The organism is Algoriphagus sp. 10J20-15, from assembly GCF_055809615.1.
The window spans coordinates 24,776-50,917 of the sequence record NZ_JBVVUG010000052.1; the positions used below are offsets into that span (position 1 = coordinate 24,776).

Sequence of the window (26,142 nt, forward strand, 5' to 3'; positions counted from 1 at the left end):
GGTTACATATTTAACCTGTAAATAGAGTTAAGAATTTAATATAAATCTATTTTTTAAAGATTTAACAGAATTAAAATTGGATTCAGTCAAAAAATAACCAATTAACAAACTTTTGTTCTGCCATTCAAACGTTAACAAAAGTTAATTTTTTGTAAAAATTATTTAACAATTAGGAAATTTTCTTAGGTTATTATTAAAACAATTTAAATTCCAAAATTTTCCTTTTATGCAGAATATTAATAATCATAACACCGAAAATCATCTCTATTATTGCTTAAAATAGCAATTAAAAGAAATTTAAATTTGAATCGGTCAAAAAAATAAGACCTATAATAGCGCTATTAGTTTTGGAATTTACTAAATAGTTGGATTTAAGAGGGATTTTAGTAACAGAATATTAACATTCCCCCCTTCTTATAATACCTTAATGGTGATTCTACGATTTAAAGCTTTGTTTTCAGGACTATCGTTTTTGACCATTGGATCCTTATCCCCTTTCCCCTCTACTAAGACTCTTCCATGATGAAAACCTTGACTAGTAAGGTATTGCTGAACACTTTTTGCGCGCTGTAAACTAAGTGTTTGATTATAATTTGTGCTACCCACATTGTCCGTATGTCCAATTATCAAAATATTAACATTTGGATTTTCAGATAAAAATTTTACTAGCCTCTTCAGTGATGATATTGATTCCGGTTTTAAGCTATAATCATCAAATTCAAAAAATACATTTTCAAAAACGAACTCCTCCCCAGCTGCTACTGGAACAAGCTCTACTTTTAAATCTTTGACATTTTTAATATTGTCCCGCTCTACATTATAAATTTTTGGTAAATAACCTTTTTTCTCAACATAAAGGCCTGATATAGCTTTTTCAGGATAAATCATAGTAAATGCACCGGTCTTCCCGTCTGAATTGAATTGATAAAGCGTGCTGTCATTGACCAGAGAAACTAGCGATAAAGTAGCATCAATTGGTTCACCAGTTTCCGAATTAAATACTTTGCCTTCTGTCACGGTAAGATTTTCACCCAGTGAAATCTCCTCAGGAAATTTGAATCTATATAACAGAGACCTGTCATGTTCTTTTTCTGAAGAAGTTAGCTCCGTAAAGTATGCATAGTCCTTTTGAGCAGTAATAAATAAAGCAACCTGATCTAATTGATCGTTTATTGGCCATCCTAAATTTTCAGGCTTGGTAAACTCCCCATCCACTACTTTAGACAGCTGGATATCCATTCCACCAAAACCAGGATGACCATTAGATGAGAAAAAAAGAATCTCGTTATTAAAGAACATGAAAGGGGAAATTTCATCTTTTGGTGTATTTACCACATCCCCAAGATTTTTAGCTTCGGACCAGCTTGCGTCATTTTGCATCACACTATACCAAATATCATTTCCTCCGAACCCACCCTTTCTATTTGATGAGAAAAACAAAACCCTACCATCTGCAGATAAGGATGGCTGAGAATCCCATGATCTCGAATTCACATTTTTCCCCATATTTCTTGGTCTTTGCCACATCCCATTGATCTTATATGCGATATACAAGTCACAGCTTCCTTCTGAATCCGGAGCATCACATGATGTGTAGATCAGGATATTCCCATCTGCAGTGACCGAGCAGGTCCCCTCGTTATATGGTGAATTAATCGTCTGTGCTATACTCTGAGGTTTGGACCAATCTCCATCTGGAGAAACAAATGCCATAAAAATATCCTCTTTATCATTATTCCCTGTTCCGTCCCGTTTCGTGAAAAGTATCTGTTCACCATCCGCTGTCAATACAGGAAAATACTGTAGTCGAAACTCATTGAGAGGTTCTGGCAATTTCTCCTTTTCAATTTGCCGAAAGTTCTCCAACTGATCAGCAAGAAACTCCATTTGGCTTTTCATTTCCAGATAATTAGGCAAACGGCGAAATGATGCGTCAAATAATGGGTCAGTGGCTGCAAATTCCTGGTAAGCCTCCTTGAATCTACCTTGCTTCAAGTATACATGGGTCAGAACCCATCCCAAATCTGCCTTATGCTGAGTTGTGGCATTCTTACCGGATAGCCTTGATTTTCCAGCAATAACGGTCTTCTCCGCATTTTCTAATTCCCCCACCGTAATTTGAAGCTGGGCCAATTTTACATAGGCTTCTAAAAATGAAGCTTCTCTATTGATCGCATCCTGATATTTTTCAATAGCCGAATCGTATTGCCGCGAAAGGGTAAACTCTTCTGCCTCCCGATACAGCTTAATAGCCTTCCCATCAATGATCGAATAGCTTTGCGCATTTGCGAAAGATATTGTCAAAAAAAGAAGAATTCCGGCTAAAATTGGGCGCATGGACTTAGGGTATGTCCATAAATTTATGAGTTTGAAGCGAAATTTTCCATTTTGGATGATTTTTTGCAAAATCTATAATCACGGGAGTAAATTTTTCAGCCTTACTCCACTCTGGTTGTAAGCGCAATTCACAGTTGGAATTCACCTGCTTAGCATGCTCTTCTGCAAAGGCAAAATCACTTTGATGAAATACTACAACCTTTAATTCATCTGCTACTGCGTAGATCGAAGGATGTGGCTTTTTGAACTTTTTGGGTGAAAAACAAACCCAATCAAAATCACCTGAATAAGGATGTGCTCCGGAAGTTTCAATATTAGTAGTAAATCCCTTTTCCTTCAAAAGTGATGTCAGAGGTCCCAAATCATACATTAAAGGCTCTCCACCTGTAATCACCACCAACCTCCCTGGGTAAGCCAAGGCATCCTCCACAATCTTTTCTATTGAAAGAACCGGCCAGCTTACCAGAATCCCATGACTCTTTTACATCACACCAAACACATCCTACATCACAGCCTCCAAGCCGGATAAAATAAGCAGGATGCCCAGTAAATCTACCTTCCCCTTGTATGGTATAAAATGCCTCCATTAAAGGAAGCTCCAATCCTTTCGCCACTAACTCCTTTGTGTTCATATTCATCTGAATTTTTGGTAAAGCGGGCAATTGAACCGCTGGTGAATTATGCCGCAAAGGTAAGGTTTATGATTGAAAAACTCGAAGATTACAAAATTGTAATATTCCAAACTCGATTTATCAGTCCTTTGAATTCTAGAAGCTCTTCCGCATCACTATTCTATAATCATCCTCTGACTCTTTTTTGATCACCCCCACAATCTTAAAACCTCTTCTCATTCCAAAATTGATCATGGCAGGAAACCTGTTCCGTGTTTTGAAAAAAATCCGTACAAATCCATTTTCCTTAGCCCATCGCTCTTGATTGTCAGCCAAAGCACGTGCAACACCTGCTTTCCTGAATTGAGGTATCACTCCTCCCATCCAGGAATAAAACATTTCTGGCTCGTTACTTTCATAACCAACTTTAAATCCAGCCAATTGGCCTCCTACTTCAGCTACCAAGACCAAATGCATCTTGAGCTTGAGTCGCTTCTCATAAAAGCCACTCCCAATCTCCTCTGGAAACTCCGGAATCAGCCTATGGATATAATAAACATCTTCAATACTTCCTTTCCGAATAATCACATTTCCCATATCACACTTTTCCGTAAACAAATAAATCTATTAAAAACCTTTCCGTTATGTAAAAATGATTCGTTAAATAAACAGCAAGTCTTTATGAATTACGAATTTGAACCACAAAGCCCATCAATTTTTCTATTTTTGCAGGCGTTCAGCTAAAAAACTAGAAAAAACACAATCATGGCGGAGTACACTTTTAAGGACATTGAGAAAAAATGGCAAGCATACTGGGAAGAGAACCAAACTTTCCTGGCCAATGTAAACCCTGACAAACCAAAGTTTTATTCTCTAGACATGTTCCCATATCCATCTGGAGCGGGACTACATGTTGGTCATCCGCTGGGTTACATTGCTTCAGATATTGTCTCAAGATTCAAAAAGTTAAAAGGATTCAATGTTCTGCACCCGATGGGTTATGATAGTTTCGGCCTACCTGCTGAGCAATATGCCATCCAGACTGGACAGCATCCTGCGATCACTACCGAGCAAAACATCGCAAGATACACAGAGCAGTTGAAGAACATCGGCTTTGCATTCGACTGGAGTAAAGAAGTCAGAACTTCCAATTCTGATTATTACAAGTGGACACAATGGATCTTTATGCAGCTTTTCAATAGCTACTATGATCTAGATGCGGACAAAGCACTTTCCATTGATTCATTGATCGAGCGATTTGAAAAAGAAGGGAATGCTTCCGTAAAAGCTGCCTGTGATGAGGATACGGAGAAGTTTACTGCAGCAGATTGGAATGCATATTCTGAAAAAGAGAAACAAGAAACACTCCTTAAATATAGACTGACTTTTCTAGCCGAAACCACCGTGAACTGGTGCGCAGCTTTAGGCACTGTACTTTCCAACGATGAAGTGAAAGAAGGCTTCTCCGAGCGTGGTGGGCATCCTGTGGAGCGAAAGAAAATGATGCAGTGGTCAATGAGAATTACCGCTTATGCAGATCGTTTACTTCAGGGTTTGGAAAAATTAGATTGGTCAGAACCAATCAAAGAAATGCAGCGCAACTGGATTGGCAAATCCATCGGAGCTGACGTGGTATTTCAGGTAAAAGATTCCGATCAGAAGATCAAAGTATTCACCACTCGAGTGGATACTATATACGGTGTGACTTATTTGGCTTTGGCCCCGGAATCTGAGCTGGCAGCAGCGCTGATCACAGAAGATCAACGCGAAAAAGCTGAAGCATACATAGAAGTAGCCAAAAACCGCTCAGAGCGTGAGCGAATGAGCGATGTAAAAACCATCTCCGGAGCATTCACTGGCTCTTATGCGATCAATCCATTTAATGGAGAAGAAATCCAAGTTTGGGTAGCTGACTACGTATTGGCCGGATATGGAACTGGTGCGGTGATGGCCGTTCCTGCGCATGATGAGCGGGATTATAACTTTGCGAAGCACTTCGGACTTGAAATCAGACAAGTGATCGAAGGCTCTATGGAGGAAGGTTCTTTTCGCTGGAAAAGGCGGCTTGATTATCAATTCCGGCTTCATTTCCAATTTGTACATGAAAGATGCCATGAACAAAGCCATTGAGTTTTTGGAAGAAAAGGGCATCGGAAAAGGCAAGATTCAATACAGAATGCGTGATGCGATTTTCACCCGTCAGCGTTATTGGGGTGAGCCACTTCCCGTATATTTCAAAGAAGGACTGCCCTATTTAATAGAAGAAAAAGACCTGCCTTTGGTTTTACCTGAGGTAGATAAATACTTGCCAACAGAAGACGGCGAGCCTCCACTTGCCCGAGCGTCGGACTGGAACTACAAAACCGCGGAGGGAGACGTGACATTCCCTCTGGAAAGAAGCACCATGCCAGGCTGGGCAGGATCAAGTTGGTATTTCTTCAGATACACCGATCCTAAGAACGAAACTGAGTTAGCCGACAAAGCAAAAACTGACTATTGGGGCTCTGTAGATCTGTACATTGGCGGTTCCGAGCATGCGACAGGACACCTGCTGTATTCCAGATTTTGGACAAAGTTCTTGTACGATCTTGGTATAGTAAGCGTGGATGAGCCATTCCAGAAGATGATCAACCAAGGGATGATCCAAGGTAGATCGAATTTTGTATATAGAGTAAAGGGCACGAACCAATTTGTCAGCTATGGCTTGAGAGACCAGTACGATACGTTTGCCATGCATGTGGACGTCAATATTGTCTACAACGATCAGTTGAACTTAGATAAATTCAAAGCATGGAGACCTGATTTGGCGGATGCAGAATTCATCTTGGAAGACGGCAAATACATTTGCGGATCTGAGGTGGAGAAAATGTCCAAGTCTGAAATACAACGTGGTAAATCCGGACGATATCATTGAGCGATATGGGGCAGATACTTTGAGATTGTACGAGATGTTCTTGGGTCCTTTGGAGCAATTCAAACCTTGGAATACAAACGGAATTGACGGAGTGTATAAATTTTTAAGAAAGCTTTGGAATCTATATCACACCAGCTCTGGGGAATTCCAAGTTTCTGATGCAGAACCTAGCAAAGAAGAATACAAAGCACTTCATAAAGCCATCAAAAAGATGGAAGATGACATGGCCAATTTCTCTTTCAATACCTCCGTCTCCAGCTTTATGATCTGCGTGAATGAGCTTACCGCACTGAAATCAAACAAACGTGGAATTCTGGAACCACTTGCGATTTTGGTTTCTCCTTATGCACCACATATTGCAGAGGAACTTTGGAATTTACTTGGACACGAAGGTTCTATAACTGATGCTACTTTCCCTATTTTCGACGAAAGTCATCTCGTTGAAAGTGCTTTCGAATATCCAGTGATGATCAATGGTAAAATGAGAACTAAACTCAGCCTGGACCTTTCATTAAGCAAGGATCAGATTCAGGAAGCTGCTTTATCTGATGAAATCGTCATGAAATGGCTGGAAGGAAAGGCGCCGAAAAAGATAATAATTGTTCCAGCGAAAGATTGTGAATCTGGTGGTTTAATAGCCATAATAACATTATTGAAGGCTCAATCTAATAGGTTGAGCCTTTTTGATTTAATAAAGAAATAGAGCTATTTTAGTTATTAAATAGGCTGTTATAATATGTCTGATAAAATAGAGAATATCCAAGGAGTAATCGATTATTGGATGAGTTCATCTGATCAAAACAATCAGACGATGATGAACTTATTTAAATCAAAAGATTATGATTGGTGTCTTTTTATAGGACATTTGGTTTTGGAAAAATTATTGAAGGCACATTTTGTAAAATCAAATAAAAAGCATCCAATATTCATACATGACTTGCTTAGGTTAGCAATGAAAACCAAACTTCAAGCATCTGAAGAGCAAAAAGATTGGCTGGATGAAATCACTACATTTAACCTGAATGTTCGTTATGATAGTTACAAACAGGATTTTCACCAACTTTGCACTAAGGAGTTTGCAGAAATTTGGATTGAACGAATAGAAAAACTTAGGAAATGGCTGATCAGCGAATTATAAATATTCTTAATAAATACCTTGAATGCATCCCAGAAAAATTTGGGTTAAGAAGCGCTTTTCTATTTGGGTCTTATTCTAAGGGATCTCAGAAAGAAGAAAGTGACCTGGATATCGCCCTAGTTTTAGATCACATGGATGATTTTTTTTCCACCCAAAACGAACTTCGAAAATTAAGACGTTCAATAGATTTGAGGATTGAGCCGCATCCAATTAAAACTGAGGATTTCAACTCCAAAAACCCGTTTGCATTAGAAATTAAAAGTACAGGAATCAATTTGGTTACGGCTATTTGAGTCCAAAAAAACTAAATGAGCCGAAATAAAATCCTGTACATCACGCCATCCCTGCAGTCCTTTGTGAAAAGCGATCTCAGGATTTTGTCAAAATATTTTAACGTTCGGGTAATCAACCAACCTTGGGGCAATAAAAAGCTTGCGCCTCTAAATTTCATAGCGCAGTTTTTCGCCATGCTTTTCAGCATTTTCGGAGCTGAGTTTATCCTTGTCAATTTTGGAGGATATTGGGCTTTTTGGGCTACAGTATTTGGGCAGGTCTTTGGCAAGAAAGTCTTCATAGTCACCCATGGTACTGATTGCGCTTCTATTCCTGAGATCAATTACGGCAGCTTAAGGATTGATCTTCTAAAGCAAATTTGCAACTTCAGTTACAGACGAGCCGATGCGATCTTTCCAGTGAGTGAATCTCTAATCGAAACAGAATTGCTTTTCGATCCAGCCATCAAGTCTCGAAAGCAAGGTCTGCTTTTTCACTTTCATGAATTACAGGCACCCATAAAAACAATCTACAATGGATTAGATGACACGCAATGGACACTTCCTACAAAGCCTAATAGAATCCCAAATAGCTTTTTGGCCGTCATGTCATCCAGTCAATTTGAGCTGAAAGGTGGAGATTTGATTTTAAAGATTGCTGAGAAATACCCAACCTGTAACTTCTATTTTGCAGGGATAAATGATTCAGAAATAAAGTTAGATATACCCGCTAACGTTTATTTCTTAGGATTTGTATCTCCAGAAGAGTTGCTCGAGCGTTATCAGAAAACTGAGTTCTACTTTCAACTCTCCAGTTTTGAAGGATTTGGCTGCGCTTTATGTGAAGCCATGCTTTGCGGAGCTATTCCTATCGGATCGTATACGAATCACATTCCTCAAATCGTAGGTGATTCAGGGTTTATCCTAGGTGAGAAATCCCTAGAAGCCGCAATACTAGTGGTGGATAAAGCCCTTGGATCTATCAATAAAGATTTACTTTCCATAAATTCACGACTTCATATTCAAGCCAACTACTCTCTTGCACTCAGAGAACAAACGTTAATCGGGACTTTGGAGCAATTTACAGGCAAGTCATATACTCTCTAATGGAACAAGTATTAAGTAAAATATCTAGGAATTTATATGTGATTCCAGGCGGTTTTTTTGTCACTAAATTGTTTCGAAAATTCTATGGCTCTTCAAAAAAAGAAGGAGATTGGAGGAATTTCACCTTTCGAGGAGTAGCCATGAAAGTGGACATCGCAAAGCAAATGGGCAATGCAATCTACTGGCGTGGCGCGCATGATTGGGCACCGATTTTTGTATTGGAGAAATATCTGAAAACAGGTGACACATTCATAGATGTCGGAGCAAATCAAGGAGAGTATTCCCTCTGGGCGGCTAGAAAAGTAGGCACAAATGGAAAGGTTGTTTCATTTGAACCTATGCGTCAGCTTTTCGATCAATTGACTGCAAACATCCGACTTAACGAATCCTTTCAAAAGACCATCTCTCCAGTGAAACTTGGCCTTTCGGATAAAAAAGGTGAGGTAACACTCTACGCAAGCGAAGATTCTAATGAGGGTACAAACACCATTTACAATACTGATAAATTCAGCATAGAACTCGGGAAAATTCAGCTTGATACACTTGACGAACAAATAGAAGAGTTGAAAATCAACAAGGTTAACTTCTTAAAAATAGATGTAGAAGGAGCTGAGCTTCAGGTTCTCAAAGGAGCTCTCAAAACACTAAAAAAGCACCTTCCAATTCTTCTTCTAGAAATCAATAAGGACGCATGCATCGCTGGCGGCTACCTACCAGAGGATATTTTAGAATTGTTGAAGCCATTCAATTATACTTTTTCAAAAATAGGTCTGCGGGGATCTTTGAACAAGGTGGACACATTGCCTGATTTCTGCAATATCCTTGCAACTCCCCAACAATTGTAACCTTATACTCACTTGGGGATCAGAGTTTATGAGCAGTTGGATGTTTAACTCAGATTGATCTTGACACGATTCGAATGTATGGCGGAAATCCCATACTGATTGATACACTCACTTTTCTTTCAAAAGTAGATTGTTCACAGACTCCTTCAGCAATCTCAACTTCTACCTCCACCTCACTCACAGCGAAGCCAAAACCGATTGTGAAATTTCTACCAGGTATCACGGCATAATAAATGGCTTCGTAATCAAATAGAAAATTCATACCCATTCGACATTCAATTGTATTGCTGGTATGAAGAAACTCGCTGTAATGCCATTTAAGTTTTTCTAAATCAACGATAGAACTTCACTAAAAATCATGACTAGCGAAACATAGAACTGATAATCCGCAGTCATACATTTTGCCAATCACTTACAGATACGTAGATAAAAATGATTGCCATAGGTTAATAGATTCATGATTTATATTCCTTGCACACCTAGAACTCCAGTAAATCCCAACCATTGGATGGTTTTAGTTAACATTCGCAACGAAGAACCCAACAACTTATTGAGCTAAAGGCCTTTAATCAAAACAACAAATTAAAACACCTCACAATTAATGATAAAAGTTTTTTGGCCGTTTCAGATTCCGATACTTAATAAAAAAATAACCTCCCTTTTTGGTCTAAATCCATAAAAAAACCATTTCAGTATTTTAATCCTCCAAATAACATATTTCGAAATTTTAGGAATGACTTTTTCAATTATGCCAAATTTTCAATTCGAAAGAACCAACTCAGAATTACCCACTCAAATAAACCAGTTTTTTGAATTTGAACATAAATTTGATCTAAATCAAAGATTTTTTAAACCACCTTTTCAAATTTTAAACAAAATGTAAAAATATATAGACATAAAAAAAGGGAGCTTTTTAGAAAAAGCCCCCGAGAGTGGGTCTATTGTCAATCATCTAAAACCAAATATACTTTTGTAATCCTTGCTGTGTATTTGTTTTTTTGATCTTTATATTTTGATAAACATAATGAAAATGTTTTAAAGCGCCCAAAAACAAATAATTATTTTTTCTCACATTAACCCTCCACACAGTCACCCTTCTTCCCTGAAAATAAAAAATGAAATGAAATCTATAGCCTATCTCTGTTCAAAAGCATTTGTCAGAGGATAGACCATTTTTCATTATCTTCAATGGTCTTATCATTTGCTATGAAGAAATTAATAATCGCACTTGGGGTTTTAGTCCTTATCTATTTAGCTGCAACCCTTATAGTCCCACCCTATATAGAATCTCAAAGAAATCCCGTCAAGTCTTCTCCACCCTATTCTGTTTCATCAGACACACAGGCTTTGTATGAGCGTCTTGCATTTTATATCGGATTTACATTGCGACGCCTTGCTTTGGGGAAGGGATTTGACCCAGAGAGGAAGTCGTGGGCAAGTTGATTTCCCAAGAATGAGAGAAGCCAATGTCGCTTTGGAGATGTTTACCATTGTTTCAAAATCCCCAGCCGGTCAAAATATGCAGAGTAATAGTTCGGATGCATTCGACAACATCACCCCGCTGACCATAGCAAAAGGGGAATCTCCGTCAAACTGGTTTAGCTTAATAAACCGAACTCTTTCGCAGTCCCAAAACTTAGCAGATTTCATACAGGATGAAGATGGCAACGCGATCTTCGTTAAAAACAAAGCGGATCTAAACAAACTCATTTCTGCTAGAAAAAATGATGAATCTGTTATCGGCGGCATGTTAGGAATCGAAGGTGCACATGCACTCGAAGGAGATATAGAAAATCTAAATCGAGTTTATGAAGCTGGCGTTCGCATGATAGGGTTAACTCATTTTTTTGATAATGAACTTGGTGGATCAGCGCACGGACAAAGTCAAGCGGGCCTTACCGAATTTGGGAAATCAGTAGTTCAGAAAATGAATGAGCTCGGTATTTTTGTGGATTTGGCTCACTGCTCTCCTGCAATAGTAGATGATGTGCTAGAGATGACTACTATGCCCGTGATGGTATCACATACTGGGGTGAGGGCTGTTTTGGACTCACAGAGAAATCTGAGTGATCTCCAAATCCAGAAAATCGCTGAAAATGGGGACATCATCGGCATCGCATTTTTTGATGAAGCAGTAGGAGTTCCTGAATTGCCCAATATCATTGCTTCGATAAAGCATGTGAGAGACTTAGTGGGTATAGAATATGTCGCACTTGGGTCAGATTACGATGGATCGGTCGCAGTTCCTTTTGATATCACAGGATTTCCTCTTTTGGTAGAGGGAATGATGAATGCCGGATTTAGTGAAGCGGAGATCAAAGCCGTAATGGGCGAAAATGTGAAAAGATTTTTCCTAACAAATCTGAGATAAATGAACGAAGCTCACCTTCATCAAGAAGATAAATACTTCCAGAAACTTCAGGAATATCTTCGAGAGTTTGTGTACGGAGGAATTGATGGTGCTGTCACGACATTTGCAGTAGTTGCCGGGGGATTTGGCGCAGATCTGGATGCTGGGATCATTATAATTCTTGGTTTTGCAAATCTCTTTGCAGATGGATTTTCGATGTCTGTGGGTGCCTATTTGTCCTCAAAGAGTGATAAAGAAAACTACAATAAACACCAGGAAATTGAATATTGGGAAGTAGAAAATCTTCCGGAAGTAGAGCGTGAAGAAATCCGAGACATTTACAAAGCTAAAGGATTTGAGGGGGAACTCTTGGAGAAAGTTGTAGATCAAATCACTTCCAACAAAGACATCTGGGTTGCAGAAATGATGAAAGACGAGCTAAACTTAATGGAAGAAACTAAAAGTCCCTTTAAGATTGGGGTCGCCACATTTGCATCATTCCTAATTGTCGGATTCATTCCACTGCTAGTTTATCTCTGGACATTTTTCTATCCCTCAGACATTAATACTTTCTTTTGGACCAGCATACTTACAGGCCTGGCATTCGTATTAATCGGAGCTTTAAAATCCTTAGTAAATCAAACTTCACCAATTAAAAGTATAGCGGAAACCGTTGCCTTAGGCTTGTTGGCAGCTATTGTTGCATATTATGTAGGTGATATTCTAGAGAACTTTTTTATTAAACAATGATATGAAGACCATAGATGAAGTACTGGTGCGAATGGATCAAATCGTAGCTGAATGTAAAAATGATCAATCGCGGATTGGCTATTTTGCCATTCTCTACAGGCAGGTGACTCGTAGAATTCGTGACGGAATCCTAGCTAGAGAATTCGAAGACAATCCAAGAATGGAAAAGCTAGATGTTCTCTTTGCGGGCAGATTTATCACTGCATATAACACATGGAAAATCGGTCAAGCCCCTACTAATAGCTGGATGCTTGCATTTGAAGCAAGCAAAGACAGCAAGCACCTAGTTCTTCAGCATTTGTTTCTAGGCATCAACGCACATATTAATCTTGACCTGGGCATCTCAGCTGCAGACACCATGGGCTCAGAACCTATTGCAGGCATTCAAAATGATTTCAATAAAATCAATGCTGTCCTGGCAGAATTGGTAGATGGAGTCAAGTCCAATATTAGCATGGTTTCTCCGATTTTTGGCTGGCTGATCCCATTAGCAAAAGGCCGCGATGAAATGCTGCTGAATTTCTCTATCCAACTTGCCCGAGATGGAGCTTGGAAATACGCCGGTGAATATTATGGTTGCGAAGACCGAAATGCATCAATAGTAGAGCGAGATAGAAACATTTCCAAGTTGGCAAACAAGCTGATCAACCCAGGTAAGTTTCTATCATTTATGGTGAAAATAGTTGGATTCGCTGAATGGAAATCAGTGAGTCGCACGATGGATCAGCTGGACGTAGTGGTCAAAAAAGCTCAAAAGGATTAGGAGAATTGAGTTTCAGATATCCTGATTAAACCCCTTTTCAAATTCCACAATTTCTGCGTCAGTCTGTGCTTTATTTTTCTTGTTAGTCTTTTCCTTTTTAAGATCCATAGCATAGAAATGAGTGTCTTGGAAGTAGCCAACCCTTGCCTCTGATTCGCCTTTGGCAAAAGTCCACTTCTCTCCTTTGAACAATCTGACTTTGTCCTCATGTAGCTCTAAATACTCATCGTATGGTCCACGTGGAGAAATTAACTTCACGAAAATTGGCGCTGTTTCAATAGCAATAAAAAGCAACATGATAAAGGTGTTTGCTAAAGCCATTGCTGAGCTTTCCTTGGTTAAAGCATCCAATGCTTCCATTCGAGCAGCCAACCCATCAAAGCCTTCGATTCCTGGCTGTTGCTTTTCAAATTCCAGTTGTCTCAAAGCAACAAATTCACGAATCTGCGCTTCCAGCGTGTCAACACGAACCTGATTCCTATTTCTAAGCTCATTCAATGTGACTTGAGCCGCATCTAGCTGCTCCTCCTTCTTCTTAGCATTTGTTCCCAATCCAACAATTCCACTTGTGCTAGTTGTCTTCTCCCCAAATCGCTCTGCATCATATTCATCCTGCAGCTGATTTCTGTATTGTTCGAAATCTAAAACTTCTGCCTTCAACGTGTCAATTTTAGCTTCTAACTCTTGAATCTCAGGGAAACCCTTTGCTAGATTTAGCTTTGATTCTGCTATAAACACAGTCCTCTTCTCATCTATTTTCCGATCAATTTCCCGCTCAAACATTTTCAATTCCAGCGGCTTTGATATCACCAAGGCAAGTAAGACAGCTAATACTAATCGCGGAATGGCCAACTTCCACTCACCCCAAGCATTTTCTTTTTTCCGCATACTGGAAACGATAAATCGATCCAGATTGAATATCATCAACCCCCAAAGCAGGCCAAAAAAGATCGCAGGCCAAATTGATTGGAACACGGTAAACAAAGCATATCCTGCTGCCAATGCTGCAAGTATTCCCGTGAAGAAAACGGTAGCACCGATCCCGAGATATTTGTTTGACTCAGTTGGAGATCTTTTTAATAATGAGAAGTTTGCGCCGCTACAAAACCAGAAAAAACGAGTGATGCTATTCATATAAGGTAAATGGTTGACCTAAATACACAACGCTAAAACTTCACCAAAAAGGCAGAATTTGATTTTTCTAAATTGAATTGTGACGAATTCAAGGAAAAAGGCCTATTCTGATCAATCAAGGGGCAATTCAAGTGATAAAAATGTCATTTACAAAATGGAGGACATTCTCCATTTTTGTACGCAGTGTTCGAAAATGCTCGCCATCTGATCGGTTTTGTTCAGGTTACTAAAATCAGAAAGCAATTTGAAAACACTTTGCATGGAATTTACTCAGTAGGTTAAGTATATTTAGGATATGAAGAAGTTACTCTCTGCACTCGTTTTACTATTTCTGGTACAATTCTCATTTGCGCAAGAACTTCCCTTTCAAGAGGAAGTAAATAAGCGCGCAAAAGAAATCGATGATGCCGGCTGGAAAAAAGGCAGCGTAGTTTTTACAGGCAGTTCGAGTGTAAGGATGTGGAAAAACCTTCAGGAGCAATTTCCTAATGTAGCTATCATCAATTCTGCTTTTGGTGGCTCTACGGCAGATCAGCTATTGATGCATTTGGACAAAACTGTACTTCGTTTTGAACCCTCAAAAGTATTCATCTATGAAGGTGACAACGACATCAATGCGGGCCAAGAGATATCAGCTATAATGGACAACCTAGATGAATTAGTTACGCAGATTCATACAAAGTATCCACACACAACAGTGAACCTGATCGCTGCTAAACCTAGCCCTTCGCGCTGGGATAAAAAAGTTTCCTACGTTGCATTAAATGATTTGATTAGGCAATATGCGACCACCCATGAAAACGTACATATAGTGAATGTATGGGACATCATGCTGGATGATACTGGTAAACCTAGAGCTGATATTTTCATAGAAGACGATCTTCATATGAATGAAAAAGGCTATGAGCTTTGGAAGGAGATTTTTACTCCCTTTTTGAAGTAAGGAAAGTCTGATTAGAACTGATACGAAAGTCCCAAAATCACTTGCTCTGACCTGAAATCATCCTTTCTTTTGATTACCTGATCCAAATTTAATTTTTGGTCATTCAGTACGCGTTCGTATCGCAAGTCTAATCCCACCGGTCCAAAATTTAGCCCCAAGCCAAACTGGTATCCAAAAAGCAAGTCTTTTTCAGAGGGAGTTTCAAAAAAATCATTGTAGTTGTCATTCAATAGGTAGTGGAAAGAAGGCCCGCCTACTACTGTGAATAGTTTAAATAAATGCATTCCTACCATCACTGGCGCATCCAATCGGTTGGCCTTGACTTCACCTAAGCCTGATTCAAACTGGGAATGTGTATAGAGCAATTCCGGTCGCAAGAAAATATCATAAGACGCCAATTTATAAAAAGCTCCAACTTGGTAACCCGCGGAACTACCTGGACTTTTCCAGATTGACCCAGCATCTTTGAAATACTTTCCTGAAGTGCTATAGCTTAAGCCTCCCTTAATCCCGAAACCCGAACCTTTGTGCTGCGCTTTTGCTTGTATACAAACCAGCGAACACATAACTAAAAAGAATAGTAGTAGCTTTTTCATGAGATTCAGGCTTAGTGAAATTTGGTAAAATGTAAGCTGTAAGACAAACCGAGTTTGATCTCAACTCGTATTTCAATGCATTGGAACCATAATTGTCCATAAACTCTCAAACAGAATCACGTAAATTGAGTTTAGATTAAAATGATTTCTATATACATTCAAAACAAAAAAAGAACCAAAAACATGTTTAGTTCAAATAAAATTACTACACCCATGCTATCTCTCATCCTAGCGCTGATGTTTGCCTGCGGTAACACTGCGGTGCAAAGTCAAGAATCAACTGCAGACACAGACAAACTTGCTAACCACAAAGGAAACACCGAGTTAGCCACATTTGCTGGCGGATGTTTCTGGTGTGTAGAAGCTCCATTTGAGGGAATAGACGGCGTAATTACGGTAATTTCGGGCTATGCCGGAGGCAAAGAAAAAAACCCTACATACGGTGAAGTATCCAGCGGAAAGACTTCTCACAGAGAGTCAGTCCAAATTACATTTGACCCAGAAGTAATCAGTTATTCTGAATTGGTAGATATATTCTGGCAGACTTTTGATCCGACAGATGTAGAGAGGTCCCCTTATTCTATGACAGAGGATCTCAATATGAATCAGCCATTTTCTTTCATGACTCTGAGCAAAAGAAAGTAGCCGAAGATTCCAAGAAGCTACTTGATAAATCCGGGTAAATTCGACAAGCCTATTGCGAACTCCTTTGATCAAGTATACCAACTTCTATCCTGCAGAAGAGTATCACCAAGATTATTATAAAAAAAGTCCTCAGGATTACTATTCGTATAGAAATGGATCTGGTCGTGATAAATTCATCAAGGCACATTGGCCGGAACTTAGTGAGAAAGAATATAAGGCTCCGCCAAAATCCGAGTTGAAAAAGACCTTGACTGATTTGCAGTATGAAGTAACTCAAGAAGATGCTACTGAAATGTCATTTCAGAATGAATACAACGGAAATCACGACAAAGGAATTTATGTTGACATTGTATCAGGTGCTCCGCTTTTCAGCTCCAAAGACAAATACGAATCAGGATCAGGCTGGCCAAGCTTCACCAAGCCTATTGATGCTAGAGTTTTAGAAAAACCAACTGACGACGATCTGGGCATGCTCCGAGTAGAAGTCCGAAGTAAGTTTGGAGATAGTCATTTAGGTCATGTTTTCTATGACGGTCCAGAACCAACTAGCCTTAGGTATTGCATGAATTCAGCTGCGATGAAATTTATACCAAAGGAAGAAATGGAAGCCAAAGGTTATGGTGATTATCTCTGGCTAGTGGATTAACAACACAATTGAAAAGGCTGCTTATGTGCAGCCTTTTTTTATTTAAAAAAGGAAGTAAGTTGATTTTTTTACTAAGTTTTTCACTTAAAAATCATCCCGATATCTATCTTTAAGCCAAACTTATTCTTGTTATGAAAAAATTTGCTTGGATTGCTGGTATAGTTATAATCGGACTTTTAGCTGGTATTTTTTGGTATAAATTCTATTTCGTATTCGGTGAGGGGGTAAAAGCCGGAAGTTTAAATTACTTCGTAAAAAAAGGAGTAGTATTCAAGACCTATGAAGGCAGAGTAGTACAGGAAGGATTTCAGAGCCCTACAGCAGGCGGGCTACAGAGTAATGAGTTTCGGTTCAGTGTGGTAGATGGCGAGATCGCAGAGCAGCTAGAAAGAGCCTCAGGGAAGTTTGTAGAGCTTCGCTACAAAGAATATAATGGAATGCTCCCATGGAGAGGGACCAGCAACTTTGTAGTGACCGAAGTGCTCACAGTCAATAATGCGGGCAAAACTGACGGATCAGCTTTGCCCTTTGATCAATAATTAAGGACGAGTCCAGTAATCTACTACGGTTACTTTATCCAAATAGAGGACCTAGAATAGCACCGAAAGCCGCATGAGCTGGATGTGGCAAATATGCGTCTCTAGCTTCCTCAGAATAAAAAGTCAAGGTGAAAGCATGCGTCAGGCCTTGATTCAATTCTTCCGGACTAGAGTTAACGCCCCATTCAAAATCTTCGATTCCGTCAATTTCATTTTTAAGATTTCGGAAAGCATCTACTACTGTTTGAATATCCTCAGGAGTTGAAGTTTCTTTAAAACTGAAATAAACATTGTGTCGTAGGACGGAATCTGGTTTTGCTGGCATAACTACTTCTTGGATTTCTTTAATTTCTGTTTCGACTTGTTTCTCTCCTTTTCTGCGCAGGAAAGCGCTAAGACTAAAGGAAGAAAATAGAGTATTTTTTTCATAGGTTATAGATTTTTGACCAATCTAAGGAGATTCACCAAAATATTCTAAACCTCAGACTCTTTGTAATCGCAACTCACCAATAATCGCAAGGCCCAGAATTTTTCATATATTTAACGAAATCTTAGTAGATCTACGAAATAAACACACATGAAACTTCAGCATTACCCCTTATTAGTATTCAGCTTGATGATCCTTTCCATCACATCTGGATGCAATTCCAATTCAAGAGACACTTCCACAAGTGAACCTGATACTTATGAATTGGTCAAAATTGATTCATTCCAAGTTGATAATTTCACCCGGGTAAATATTTTAGACTACAATCCAAGTGAGAAAAGATACTTGGGATATTCTATCAATGAAGATGACATAGTGGAGATCTCCGAAAGTGGTGAGATCCTAAACCGCGCTCATAGAAAAGGTGATGGTCCTTCAAATTATGGAAACTGGAATCCAATTGGTTTAGGATTTGGACCTGAAGGACAGCGAATAGTCGAATTGCCTTTCGAATTAATCAGCTATGATAAAGACTACGAGATTGTAAAAAGGCTTAGAATTCCTTCTCCTCTTCCAGTTCGGGCAAATACACCATTTGGAAGTCCCCCCTATTTCCAAAGTAATGACACCACCTTTCTTCTGGTAGGGCCTAGCAATTACTTCACTGCCACCTACCTAATTCACAATCAAGAGGGAAAAGACACGCTTCAGAATTTTTACCAATTGAATTTACAAACTGGAGCCATCAAAACGGTGGTTCCTTATGAAGCCAATTCAATCTATAATGCTACAGAAAACATCTACCCGGAATTGATGGGGAAATCATTTTTCATAGACCATAAAAACAATGAATTGGTGCTTGTGCAGAATCTTGACACCGAACTATTGGTTTATGATTTACCTGGCATGACTTTAAAAAAATCAATCCCAATTACTCATTCCGAATTTCTAACTTACCCACCAGTCCCTGTTGAAACTGCCTTTTCGGATGAAAGAGCAATTGCCTTGGGAAGACTTTCCGCAAGAAATCAGAAGCTTTTCAACATGGGAGATCACACTTACCTCCTCCAATATTTCACAGGAATATCCCAATCAGAATACGATAGTAGAACTACAGAAGAGGTTCCATACCTAGGTCGATTTGATAAAAATGAACAGCGGATAGTGATTTTCAAAAATGGCGAACAAGTTCCAATGGAGCTTTTAGGAATAAATGGCACTATAGTCCTTTCATTACCAGGCCAAAAATTACTAGTTCAAGAGCCAGAAAATTCGGAGATTGAAGAAGAGTTTACCCGCTTTTCTATTTATCAACTTCAATCCAACTGACCATGAGAGTGGCGTTTTTTAGCACCAAATCATACGACAAAGAAAGTTTCAATCATTATTTACCCGATCATTCTCACGAGTTCACCTATTTCGAACCAAAACTAGACAGCAATACCATAGCATTAGCTGAAGGTTTTGATGCCATATGCTCGTTTGTTAATGATCATTTAGATGAAAAAACTCTGATTAAACTAGATGAATTGGGCGTAAAGAACATAGTACTAAGATGCGCCGGATACAATCAGGTCAATTTAGAAAAAGCTGCTGAACTCGGATTCAAACTGTGTAGAGTGCCAGCGTATAGCCCAGAAGCTGTGGCCGAGCATGCACTTGCACTATTAATGACCCTGAGCCGTAAAACTCACAAAGCCTATAACCGCGTCAGAGAAAATAACTATTCCATCGAAGGTCTTACTGGGTTCAACATACACGGTAAAACTGTAGGAGTAATCGGTACAGGCGCTATTGGCAAAGCCTTTTGTGAAATCATGCTAGGAATAGGCTGTAAGCTGCTCGCACATGATATTTATGAAAATGAGGAGCTTAAAAAACTTGGTGTTACTTACCTGACTTTAGACGAGCTATTTGCTCAAAGTGATATCATTTCACTTCATTGTCCTTTGACACCTGATACTTTTCATCTGATAAACTCTACCACGTTGAGCAAGATGAAAAACGGAGTTGTTATCATCAACACGAGCAGAGGAGCATTGATTGAAACCAAATCGGTCATCAAAGCATTAAAAAACCGTAAAGTGGGCAATTTAGGAATCGATGTATATGAACAAGAGGAAAACCTGTTTTTTCAAAATTTATCAGAAACCATCGTATTGGATGAGCAAATCGCACGGCTGATGACTTTCCCAAACGTGCTAATCACCGGGCACCAAGCTTTTCTTACACATGAAGCTTTGGCACAGATCGCGAAAACCACCCTTCAAAACCTAGATGAACTAGCAGCTGGAGGAGATCTGAGCAATGAAATCAAGTGGAAAAGTTAGTAATGTGCTGCGTTTGGAACTCAAGTTTCAATAAATCAGAAATCACAAATCAGTTCCAAAAATCGCAAAAAAAATGCCTGCAAATCAGAGATCTGCAGGCATCAAACTTTGTATTTCTTAATTGGGCAATGCCCGACAGGAATTACTTAGCTACTTTCACGTTCACAGCGTTAACGCCTTTTTTACCTTGAACTACGTCATAAGTAACGTGATCGTTCTCACGGATTTCGTGTACTAGACCTGAGTGGTGTACGAATACATCTTCACTGTTGTCTGCTGGTGTAATAAAACCAAAACCTTTGGTTGTGTTAAAGAATTTTACTGTTCCTTCATTCATGATTACTAACTTTTTAAATTGGTGTTTCTATTATTTTGTGCATTGTTCGGATATTCTCTTCTAGGAGGATTCTCTTTCCTTTGCGGGTTTTCTTTTTTCGGTGGTTCTGGTTCTGGCGGAGTGTCTGAGATGTTACCAAACTCATCCACGTACGCAATCATATCGTCCAGATCTCCGCTTTTCGGCTGATCTTTACGAGCAGCCATCTTTTCTTGCTTTTCTCTCTTTTTTCTTTTCTTAAGTTCTGCTTTTTGCTTTTTAATGAATGTGTTCTGGTTTTTTGACATATCGCGATTTTAATTGACAAATGTTATGGCCTTACCGGTTTTTCCGGCCCGACCTGTCCGTCCTATTCTGTGGATATAGCTATCCATAGTCATGGGAAGCTGAAAGTTGATTACATGGGACACATCTGCTACGTCTATACCTCTAGCAGCTACATCTGTTGCTACCAGTACACGAGTCATTCCAGTTTTGAACTCATCGATGGTTCTATTTCTGAAATTCTGAGATTTGTTTCCATGAATCAACCCAGATTTTATTCCGGACTGATTTAATTGCTTGCTTAACTTATCCGCGAGTCTTTTGGTTTCTGTGAATATTATCACCTTATCCAACTCATTTCCCTTGAATAAATCAGCAAGTATATCAAACTTATTCTTGCCTTCCGGCACACGAATAATTTCTTGATCTACATTTTCACTGGTTGTTCCACCAGTATTTACTTTAATCTCAACTGGATTATTAAGTAATCCATCGATGAGTGCTTTTTGGCTTGGCTCTAATGTCGCAGAGAAAAGCATAGTCTGACTTCTCTTAGTCATTAAATTAACCAGCTTTTTCACATCGTGAACAAAACCCATATCTAACATCCTATCAAACTCATCTAATACGAGTGTATTTACTCGATTAAGATGTAATAGTTTACGATTCGATAAATCTAACAGGCGACCGGGAGTACCCACGATCACATGTAGTTTTCTGCTCAGCGCTTTGAAGTCAGAATTGATATTCGTACCTCCGATAAATGTGTTCGAATACAAGTTCATTCCTTTACTTAGACTCTTAAACTCCTCTTCAATCTGTAAGGCCAACTCACGTGTTGGAGTCACTATCAGAGCAGTAAAATTCTGAGGATCTAGCTTAGCATGTTCAATAATTGGGATCAAAAAAGCCCCCGTTTTACCTGAACCTGTATTTGATATTCCAAGTATATCTCTTCTATCCATCAAAGCAGGAATTGCCTGCTCTTGAATATTGGTCATACTTTCATACCCCTTTGCCGCCAGATTTCTTAATAAGGAAGCGTTAAGCTCGACACTTGAAAAAGGTGTCTCTGATCGAAACCCTTGTTGTCCACTTGGCTGAGCCTTTTTGACAAACAGGTTAGGATCAAGTTTAGATTCCTTTTTCTTATTTTGACCTGGTCTACCTGTAGGACGAGAATTCCGTCTTTGGTTTGCCGGTGGTCTTGTATTACTATTTCTATTACTATTCATGTTATTAGGCTTTAATTGGCTCCATTTCAGGTTCATTACCCAAAACATAGAGCATTTTGAAATGGTCCAACACAGCCATTAAAAAATGTGGTTTAGAATAATAGGGCACGTTAAATTCCTCTGCGGTAGCCTTTACTATTGGTGCTATCTCCTTGTAATGCACATGGCATATATCAGGAAATAGATGATGCTCAACTTGATAGTTCAATCCTCCAACAAACCAGAATAAGATCTTATTATTTGGAGCAAAATTACAGGTGGTAGCCAGTTGATGTAAAATTCTTTCGCCTTCTACTACCCCGTTGATGTCCGCCTTAGGGAAATCCACATCCTCTACAATATGTGCAATTTGGAACACCATTGTAATCACAAATCCTGTCACAAAATGCATCATGATAAATGCAAGAATGATCATTCCTGCCGAGAATGGCGAAAATATAATAGGTAATCCTATAACAACTGAGAAGTATGCAATCTTGAGGAATATCAACTTAACGATTCCCTTTTTATATGCCTTCTCTCCGCCTTTCACCAGGCCTCTATTGTAATATCGTGTAAATCTAATGAAGTCTTTAGCAGTCACCCATGAAAGGGTAGATAGCGAATAGAAGAACCATGCATAGAGATGTTGATATTTATGCAGCCCATTTTTCTCAGCATTAGGCGAAAACCTTAGAAAGAAAGGTGCATTGATATCGTCGTCATGCTCGTCTATGTTGGTAAAGCTATGATGAAGCACATTGTGTTGAAGATGCCAAACCATTGAGCTAGCTCCTACCATATCCAGGGTGTAGCCGATCCAACTATTTATTTTTTTGTTTTTAGAATACGAGCCATGAATTGCATCATGCATCACCCCCATGCCAACACCAGCCATTCCAAAAGCAGATAACAAATAGCAAGCAAATAATTGAGGTGTAGTGATGGCAACACCCGTGATTACAAGAAAAATAGGAACGACATACAGAGAAAGAAGAATGATGGATTTAATAACCATCTCCATATTCCCGTATTTCGATTTGTTAGTGGACGTAAAATGTCCATAAACTCTTTTCCTTAGTGTTTGGGAGAATTCAGATAATTCTGATTCTGAGAACCTTACTGTCTTAATGGCACTGAAATTAAATTGTAAATACTATTGTTTCCCTGTGGGATTTACTCTGCAAGTTTTAATTCGAAAAATGAAATCAATCATTTTGGAATTAAAAAAGTAGAAAGATGAAGAATTAAAACCTTGCGAGGGGAAACTCCTGAATTTGCTACTTAAGCAGGTTGATAATCAACGCATACTTTATTTCAAGTAAAAAGGATATCCGTGGACAGCGCCTTTATGCGTACAAAGGTGAGTAGAAGATTTCGCATATCCTAATAACACACAAATCTACACTCAATACTTTGACTTAAAATAACACTTATGTCGTTAAAAATCCAAAAATTTAATGCCAAATCTACTATTTTACCCATCTGAACGATGAATGATCAAATTCAGCTTCGATAGAGAATATACTTAAATTTATTTCCACCTCCAGTTCACTATGCCATTTATGTGAACCATTTGCACCTTATTATATGTCTGTCTGGGAGTTAGCGCTTGATTACCAAGCGCTGCTTTATTCATTACTAGCAATTGAAAATCTAATTTTGAAATAGATTTGGGAGCATATTTAACCCCCACATTAAGTTGCCGATAGGATGGCATATTGTATTTATTTTCAGCGGGTGCAGACAGAGGAGGCAGCCAATGAAATCCAAAATGAACAAATGGCCTTATTGTAGTATTGGGCAAAAGTATATTCTACAAATGCCGTAAGGGCATCCAGTGAACTAAAACCCTCATTTCTTTCTCTGGGAATAAAAGTGTACCAAGCATCTTTACCCCACTCTCTCGGACTAAGCCAAATTCCTTTACCTCCGGTCTTAGTATAATTCAAATTTAAATTCCAAGCAGATTTTTTTTAAGCCAAATTGAGTGGACAACGCCCAGTTTCTGTCATTTGGACTTTTATATTGAAAAATCGGGATCTGAATTCCCTCCATCACCTAAACCCGATTGGAACCCAGCCTGCACCCCCCAAAGCCAGGTGATCCCAGTTTTTTCATGCTTCCATCTCTTTTCGCCTTGTAGCCAGGTAGTGTTTGAAATATTTTGGACTATGGTGTGGGAAGCATTAAAGCTAAATGATTCCCATTCCTTAGCTACTTCAGCAATCCCAATCCAATCACTTGATGTATTTTCTGCATAAAGCGATGCTTGTCCATTGGCATTTCTACCCACCGGAAAAACTCCAATACTTTCGCCGACAGAAAGCCACTCACTTGTTCCACGTACACTCATCTTACTTATTCCCCAAGCAGAAAGCTTCCATTTATTTTCTGTCGAAAACCAAACATTCGCACCTTCAATCCCCGTAGGAGAAAGTCTGCCGTCTTGCCCATTTATCCAATCCGCTTCGATTGCCATCCTGCCTAAAGTTATTCCCCAATAAGCACTTGAGTAGCCAAAAGACAGCTTCTCTAGTTTACCGATAAATCGATCATTTGGATTTAACAAATCAAATAAGCCAACTTCATATCGATTCGATCCGCCACTGACTGGATCAGAAGCGGTAAGGTCGCTGCTCCATAGATTTGCAAAGACCCTGTAGCCGATCAGAAACTCCCAGTGATTAGAGTATTCAAGTTTTGTTCCAAGACTCAAACTTGAACCTAGCGCATAATCATCCTTAAACTCCCCCGAATTTGAAGTATTCATCCAGAACAATCTAAAATGAACATCAGGATTCACAACTAGCTTTCTCTCAGGCTGCTGAGCTAGAATTAGAAATGGGACAAAGAAGAGAAACCCAAATAGGAATTTTCTCATTGTTTCGCTTCAACTTTTATTGCTTGAAATGGACCAAACTTGTGTTGTTCTTCTGAGAATTCATCAGCATATGGACCAAAAGGATGATCTATAGGTTTCTTGGAAATGTCAGGCCAATCATTCGGAAAATCCCTCTTTGGTCTATCTAAGCTATTTACATAGGCTGCAACATCCCACGCTTCCTCATCTGTAAGCATTGGGTTTTCATAGGTTGCGCCAAAAGGCATATTTGCTTTTACGTAGCCTGCAAATCTTGACATACGAAACAACCCTGCGCCTTGATTATAACTATGCTCTCCCCAAAGAGGCGGGTAAATATAACCGCTACTATCAGGCTTAATCACACCCTGACCATCAGTCATATGACAGGTCACGCATTGTCTCTCGTAAATAGTTTTTCCTTTAACAGGATCAGCGGCTCTATCAAGAAAAGGTAATTCATAGATACCTGCTCCCTTAGGCTTTTCTCCTTTTGGGACATCTTTACCAAGCCAATCCATGTACGCTACGATAGCTATCATTTCTTTACTATCATTGGGTAAAGCTTCCCCATTCAAGCTTCGCTGAAAACACCCATTGATTCTCAACTGGATGTCCTCAGATTTCCCTGACCTGCCCCTCACTTTTGGATACGTGCTTTTGGCAGCTGAATAATTATTTCCCAGTGGCACAGTGCCGGCCTGCAAATGGCAATTCTGGCAATTTAATCCATTTGAAATCTTTCGAACCTTGCCATTTGGCCCTAGATATTCAGCCGTATTGGCTATCAATTCCCTTCCATACTTAATATCTTCAGCATTGGGCGCTGAATCTACTGTGCCCCAATCAGGAGCCACCCACATCCCAACCGGATCCATTAAGGCCGTAGGCTTGTGTTCTGCTAAAGCTGGTAAAGCCTCGGAAAATTGCATCTGAGTGGGTTGTAAACCAACATGATCAAAATACAAAAGTCCTGCAACTAGCCCAACGAGTAGCACTACAGTCACTAATAGGCCTGCGATTAGGGGGAAGAGTTTTACTAAAGGTCTGGATGTCTGATTCATAGTTAAGTGATCAAGCTACAAAAATGCAGGTATTGATCCACGAAGCATGTGAC

Annotated in this window: 25 protein-coding genes and 3 pseudogenes; 15 read left to right on the top strand and 13 right to left on the bottom strand. The window is 39.2% G+C overall.

From position 1 onward, the window contains the following. Positions 1-414 precede the first annotated feature (414 nt). The 3 genes and pseudogenes from AC0L6R_RS24630 to AC0L6R_RS24640 form a co-directional block, all read right to left on the bottom strand. Positions 415-2,337 (bottom strand): OmpA family protein, encoded by a 1,923-nt coding sequence (locus tag AC0L6R_RS24630; RefSeq protein ID WP_473273531.1) that lies wholly within the window; start codon positions 2,335-2,337, stop codon positions 415-417. 4 nt (positions 2,338-2,341) lie between these two features. Continuing rightward, positions 2,342-2,969: pseudogene (locus AC0L6R_RS24635) on the bottom strand (7-carboxy-7-deazaguanine synthase QueE). 135 nt (positions 2,970-3,104) lie between these two features. Further along, positions 3,105-3,566: a GNAT family N-acetyltransferase gene (locus tag AC0L6R_RS24640; RefSeq protein ID WP_473273532.1), complete on the bottom strand. Its 462-nt coding sequence runs from the start codon at positions 3,564-3,566 to the stop codon at positions 3,105-3,107. Between the two features lie 147 nt (positions 3,567-3,713). On the opposite strand from AC0L6R_RS24640, the pseudogene leuS reads away from it, so the two are divergent. From leuS to AC0L6R_RS24665, 5 genes and pseudogenes are all read left to right on the top strand, one after another. After that, positions 3,714-6,497: pseudogene (leuS, locus tag AC0L6R_RS24645) on the top strand (leucine--tRNA ligase). Between the two features lie 101 nt (positions 6,498-6,598). Continuing rightward, positions 6,599-7,000, top strand: a complete 402-nt coding sequence (locus tag AC0L6R_RS24650) for a HEPN domain-containing protein (RefSeq protein WP_339869212.1) — start codon at positions 6,599-6,601, stop codon at positions 6,998-7,000. Next, positions 6,979-7,293 (top strand): nucleotidyltransferase domain-containing protein, encoded by a 315-nt coding sequence (locus AC0L6R_RS24655; protein ID WP_339869211.1) that lies wholly within the window; start codon positions 6,979-6,981, stop codon positions 7,291-7,293. The genes AC0L6R_RS24650 and AC0L6R_RS24655 overlap by 22 nt, the downstream gene beginning before the upstream one ends. A 15-nt stretch (positions 7,294-7,308) precedes the next feature. Next, on the top strand, positions 7,309-8,379 hold the full coding sequence (locus tag AC0L6R_RS24660) for a glycosyltransferase family 4 protein (RefSeq protein WP_473273533.1): 1,071 nt from the start codon (positions 7,309-7,311) through the stop codon (positions 8,377-8,379). Further along, positions 8,379-9,224 carry an FkbM family methyltransferase gene (locus AC0L6R_RS24665; protein WP_473273534.1) on the top strand — a complete coding sequence of 282 codons (846 nt, stop codon included), beginning with the start codon at positions 8,379-8,381 and terminating at the stop codon, positions 9,222-9,224. Before AC0L6R_RS24660 ends, AC0L6R_RS24665 begins: the two co-directional genes overlap by 1 nt. A gap of 49 nt (positions 9,225-9,273) precedes the next feature. Here the strand turns inward: AC0L6R_RS24665 and AC0L6R_RS24670 are convergent, their stop codons facing one another. Next, positions 9,274-9,486, bottom strand: a complete 213-nt coding sequence (locus AC0L6R_RS24670) for a hypothetical protein (RefSeq protein WP_473273535.1) — start codon at positions 9,484-9,486, stop codon at positions 9,274-9,276. Positions 9,487-10,575: 1,089 nt separating this feature from the next. On the opposite strand from AC0L6R_RS24670, the gene AC0L6R_RS24675 reads away from it, so the two are divergent. From AC0L6R_RS24675 to AC0L6R_RS24685, 3 genes are read left to right on the top strand one after another with little or no spacing between them, the layout of a single operon-like run. After that, positions 10,576-11,595 carry a dipeptidase gene (locus tag AC0L6R_RS24675; protein ID WP_473273536.1) on the top strand — a complete coding sequence of 340 codons (1,020 nt, stop codon included), beginning with the start codon at positions 10,576-10,578 and terminating at the stop codon, positions 11,593-11,595. Continuing rightward, entirely contained in the window at positions 11,596-12,324 is a 729-nt protein-coding gene (locus AC0L6R_RS24680; protein ID WP_473273537.1) for a VIT1/CCC1 transporter family protein, read from the top strand. Between the two features lies 1 nt (position 12,325). Further along, the gene (locus AC0L6R_RS24685; protein WP_473273538.1) at positions 12,326-13,087 is read left to right on the top strand and encodes a DUF5995 family protein; all 762 of its coding nucleotides are present in this window, start codon (positions 12,326-12,328) and stop codon (positions 13,085-13,087) included. A gap of 12 nt (positions 13,088-13,099) precedes the next feature. On the opposite strand, the gene AC0L6R_RS24690 is transcribed toward AC0L6R_RS24685, so the two are convergent. Further along, the gene (locus AC0L6R_RS24690) at positions 13,100-14,221 is read right to left on the bottom strand and encodes a DUF4407 domain-containing protein (RefSeq protein WP_473273539.1); all 1,122 of its coding nucleotides are present in this window, start codon (positions 14,219-14,221) and stop codon (positions 13,100-13,102) included. Positions 14,222-14,516: 295 nt separating this feature from the next. Here AC0L6R_RS24690 and AC0L6R_RS24695 point away from each other — a divergent pair, with 295 nt between their 5' ends. Continuing rightward, positions 14,517-15,164 carry a GDSL-type esterase/lipase family protein gene (locus AC0L6R_RS24695; RefSeq protein ID WP_473273540.1) on the top strand — a complete coding sequence of 216 codons (648 nt, stop codon included), beginning with the start codon at positions 14,517-14,519 and terminating at the stop codon, positions 15,162-15,164. 11 nt (positions 15,165-15,175) lie between these two features. On the opposite strand, the gene AC0L6R_RS24700 is transcribed toward AC0L6R_RS24695, so the two are convergent. Continuing rightward, positions 15,176-15,760 (bottom strand): outer membrane beta-barrel protein, encoded by a 585-nt coding sequence (locus AC0L6R_RS24700; RefSeq protein ID WP_473273541.1) that lies wholly within the window; start codon positions 15,758-15,760, stop codon positions 15,176-15,178. Positions 15,761-15,997: 237 nt separating this feature from the next. Here AC0L6R_RS24700 and AC0L6R_RS24705 point away from each other — a divergent pair. The 4 genes and pseudogenes from AC0L6R_RS24705 to AC0L6R_RS24720 all read left to right on the top strand — a co-directional run. Further along, positions 15,998-16,270 (top strand): annotated as a pseudogene (locus AC0L6R_RS24705) (peptide-methionine (S)-S-oxide reductase); the annotation flags it as partial. 101 nt (positions 16,271-16,371) lie between these two features. Beyond that, on the top strand, positions 16,372-16,443 hold the full coding sequence (locus tag AC0L6R_RS24710) for a hypothetical protein (RefSeq protein WP_473273557.1): 72 nt from the start codon (positions 16,372-16,374) through the stop codon (positions 16,441-16,443). A 26-nt stretch (positions 16,444-16,469) separates the two neighbouring features. Then, positions 16,470-17,051 carry a peptide-methionine (R)-S-oxide reductase MsrB gene (gene msrB / locus AC0L6R_RS24715; protein WP_473273542.1) on the top strand — a complete coding sequence of 194 codons (582 nt, stop codon included), beginning with the start codon at positions 16,470-16,472 and terminating at the stop codon, positions 17,049-17,051. A 131-nt stretch (positions 17,052-17,182) separates the two neighbouring features. After that, a complete protein-coding gene (locus AC0L6R_RS24720; RefSeq protein WP_283414935.1) occupies positions 17,183-17,590 on the top strand; it encodes a hypothetical protein in 408 nt (135 codons plus the stop codon). Positions 17,591-17,624: 34 nt separating this feature from the next. Here the strand turns inward: AC0L6R_RS24720 and AC0L6R_RS24725 are convergent, their stop codons facing one another. Further along, complete coding sequence (locus AC0L6R_RS24725; RefSeq protein WP_473273543.1) at positions 17,625-17,915, bottom strand: Dabb family protein; 291 nt, start codon at positions 17,913-17,915, stop codon at positions 17,625-17,627. Between the two features lie 252 nt (positions 17,916-18,167). Between AC0L6R_RS24725 and AC0L6R_RS24730 the strand changes: the two genes are divergently transcribed. Beyond that, entirely contained in the window at positions 18,168-19,346 is a 1,179-nt protein-coding gene (locus AC0L6R_RS24730; protein WP_473273544.1) for a hypothetical protein, read from the top strand. 2 nt (positions 19,347-19,348) lie between these two features. Beyond that, positions 19,349-20,347: a 2-hydroxyacid dehydrogenase gene (locus AC0L6R_RS24735; RefSeq protein WP_283414938.1), complete on the top strand. Its 999-nt coding sequence runs from the start codon at positions 19,349-19,351 to the stop codon at positions 20,345-20,347. Between the two features lie 142 nt (positions 20,348-20,489). Here the strand turns inward: AC0L6R_RS24735 and AC0L6R_RS24740 are convergent, their stop codons facing one another. The 6 genes from AC0L6R_RS24740 to AC0L6R_RS24765 form a co-directional block, all read right to left on the bottom strand. Beyond that, on the bottom strand, positions 20,490-20,684 hold the full coding sequence (locus AC0L6R_RS24740; protein WP_086501652.1) for a cold-shock protein: 195 nt from the start codon (positions 20,682-20,684) through the stop codon (positions 20,490-20,492). A gap of 5 nt (positions 20,685-20,689) precedes the next feature. Beyond that, positions 20,690-20,971 carry a cold-shock protein gene (locus tag AC0L6R_RS24745; RefSeq protein ID WP_283414939.1) on the bottom strand — a complete coding sequence of 94 codons (282 nt, stop codon included), beginning with the start codon at positions 20,969-20,971 and terminating at the stop codon, positions 20,690-20,692. A gap of 9 nt (positions 20,972-20,980) precedes the next feature. Then, positions 20,981-22,183, bottom strand: a complete 1,203-nt coding sequence (locus AC0L6R_RS24750) for a DEAD/DEAH box helicase (RefSeq protein ID WP_283414940.1) — start codon at positions 22,181-22,183, stop codon at positions 20,981-20,983. A 4-nt stretch (positions 22,184-22,187) separates the two neighbouring features. Continuing rightward, positions 22,188-23,186: a fatty acid desaturase family protein gene (locus AC0L6R_RS24755; RefSeq protein ID WP_473273545.1), complete on the bottom strand. Its 999-nt coding sequence runs from the start codon at positions 23,184-23,186 to the stop codon at positions 22,188-22,190. 999 nt (positions 23,187-24,185) lie between these two features. Further along, the gene (locus AC0L6R_RS24760) at positions 24,186-25,046 is read right to left on the bottom strand and encodes a hypothetical protein (RefSeq protein ID WP_473273546.1); all 861 of its coding nucleotides are present in this window, start codon (positions 25,044-25,046) and stop codon (positions 24,186-24,188) included. Continuing rightward, positions 25,043-26,089 (bottom strand): c-type cytochrome, encoded by a 1,047-nt coding sequence (locus AC0L6R_RS24765; protein ID WP_473273547.1) that lies wholly within the window; start codon positions 26,087-26,089, stop codon positions 25,043-25,045. The genes AC0L6R_RS24760 and AC0L6R_RS24765 overlap by 4 nt, the downstream gene beginning before the upstream one ends. Positions 26,090-26,142 lie beyond the last annotated feature (53 nt).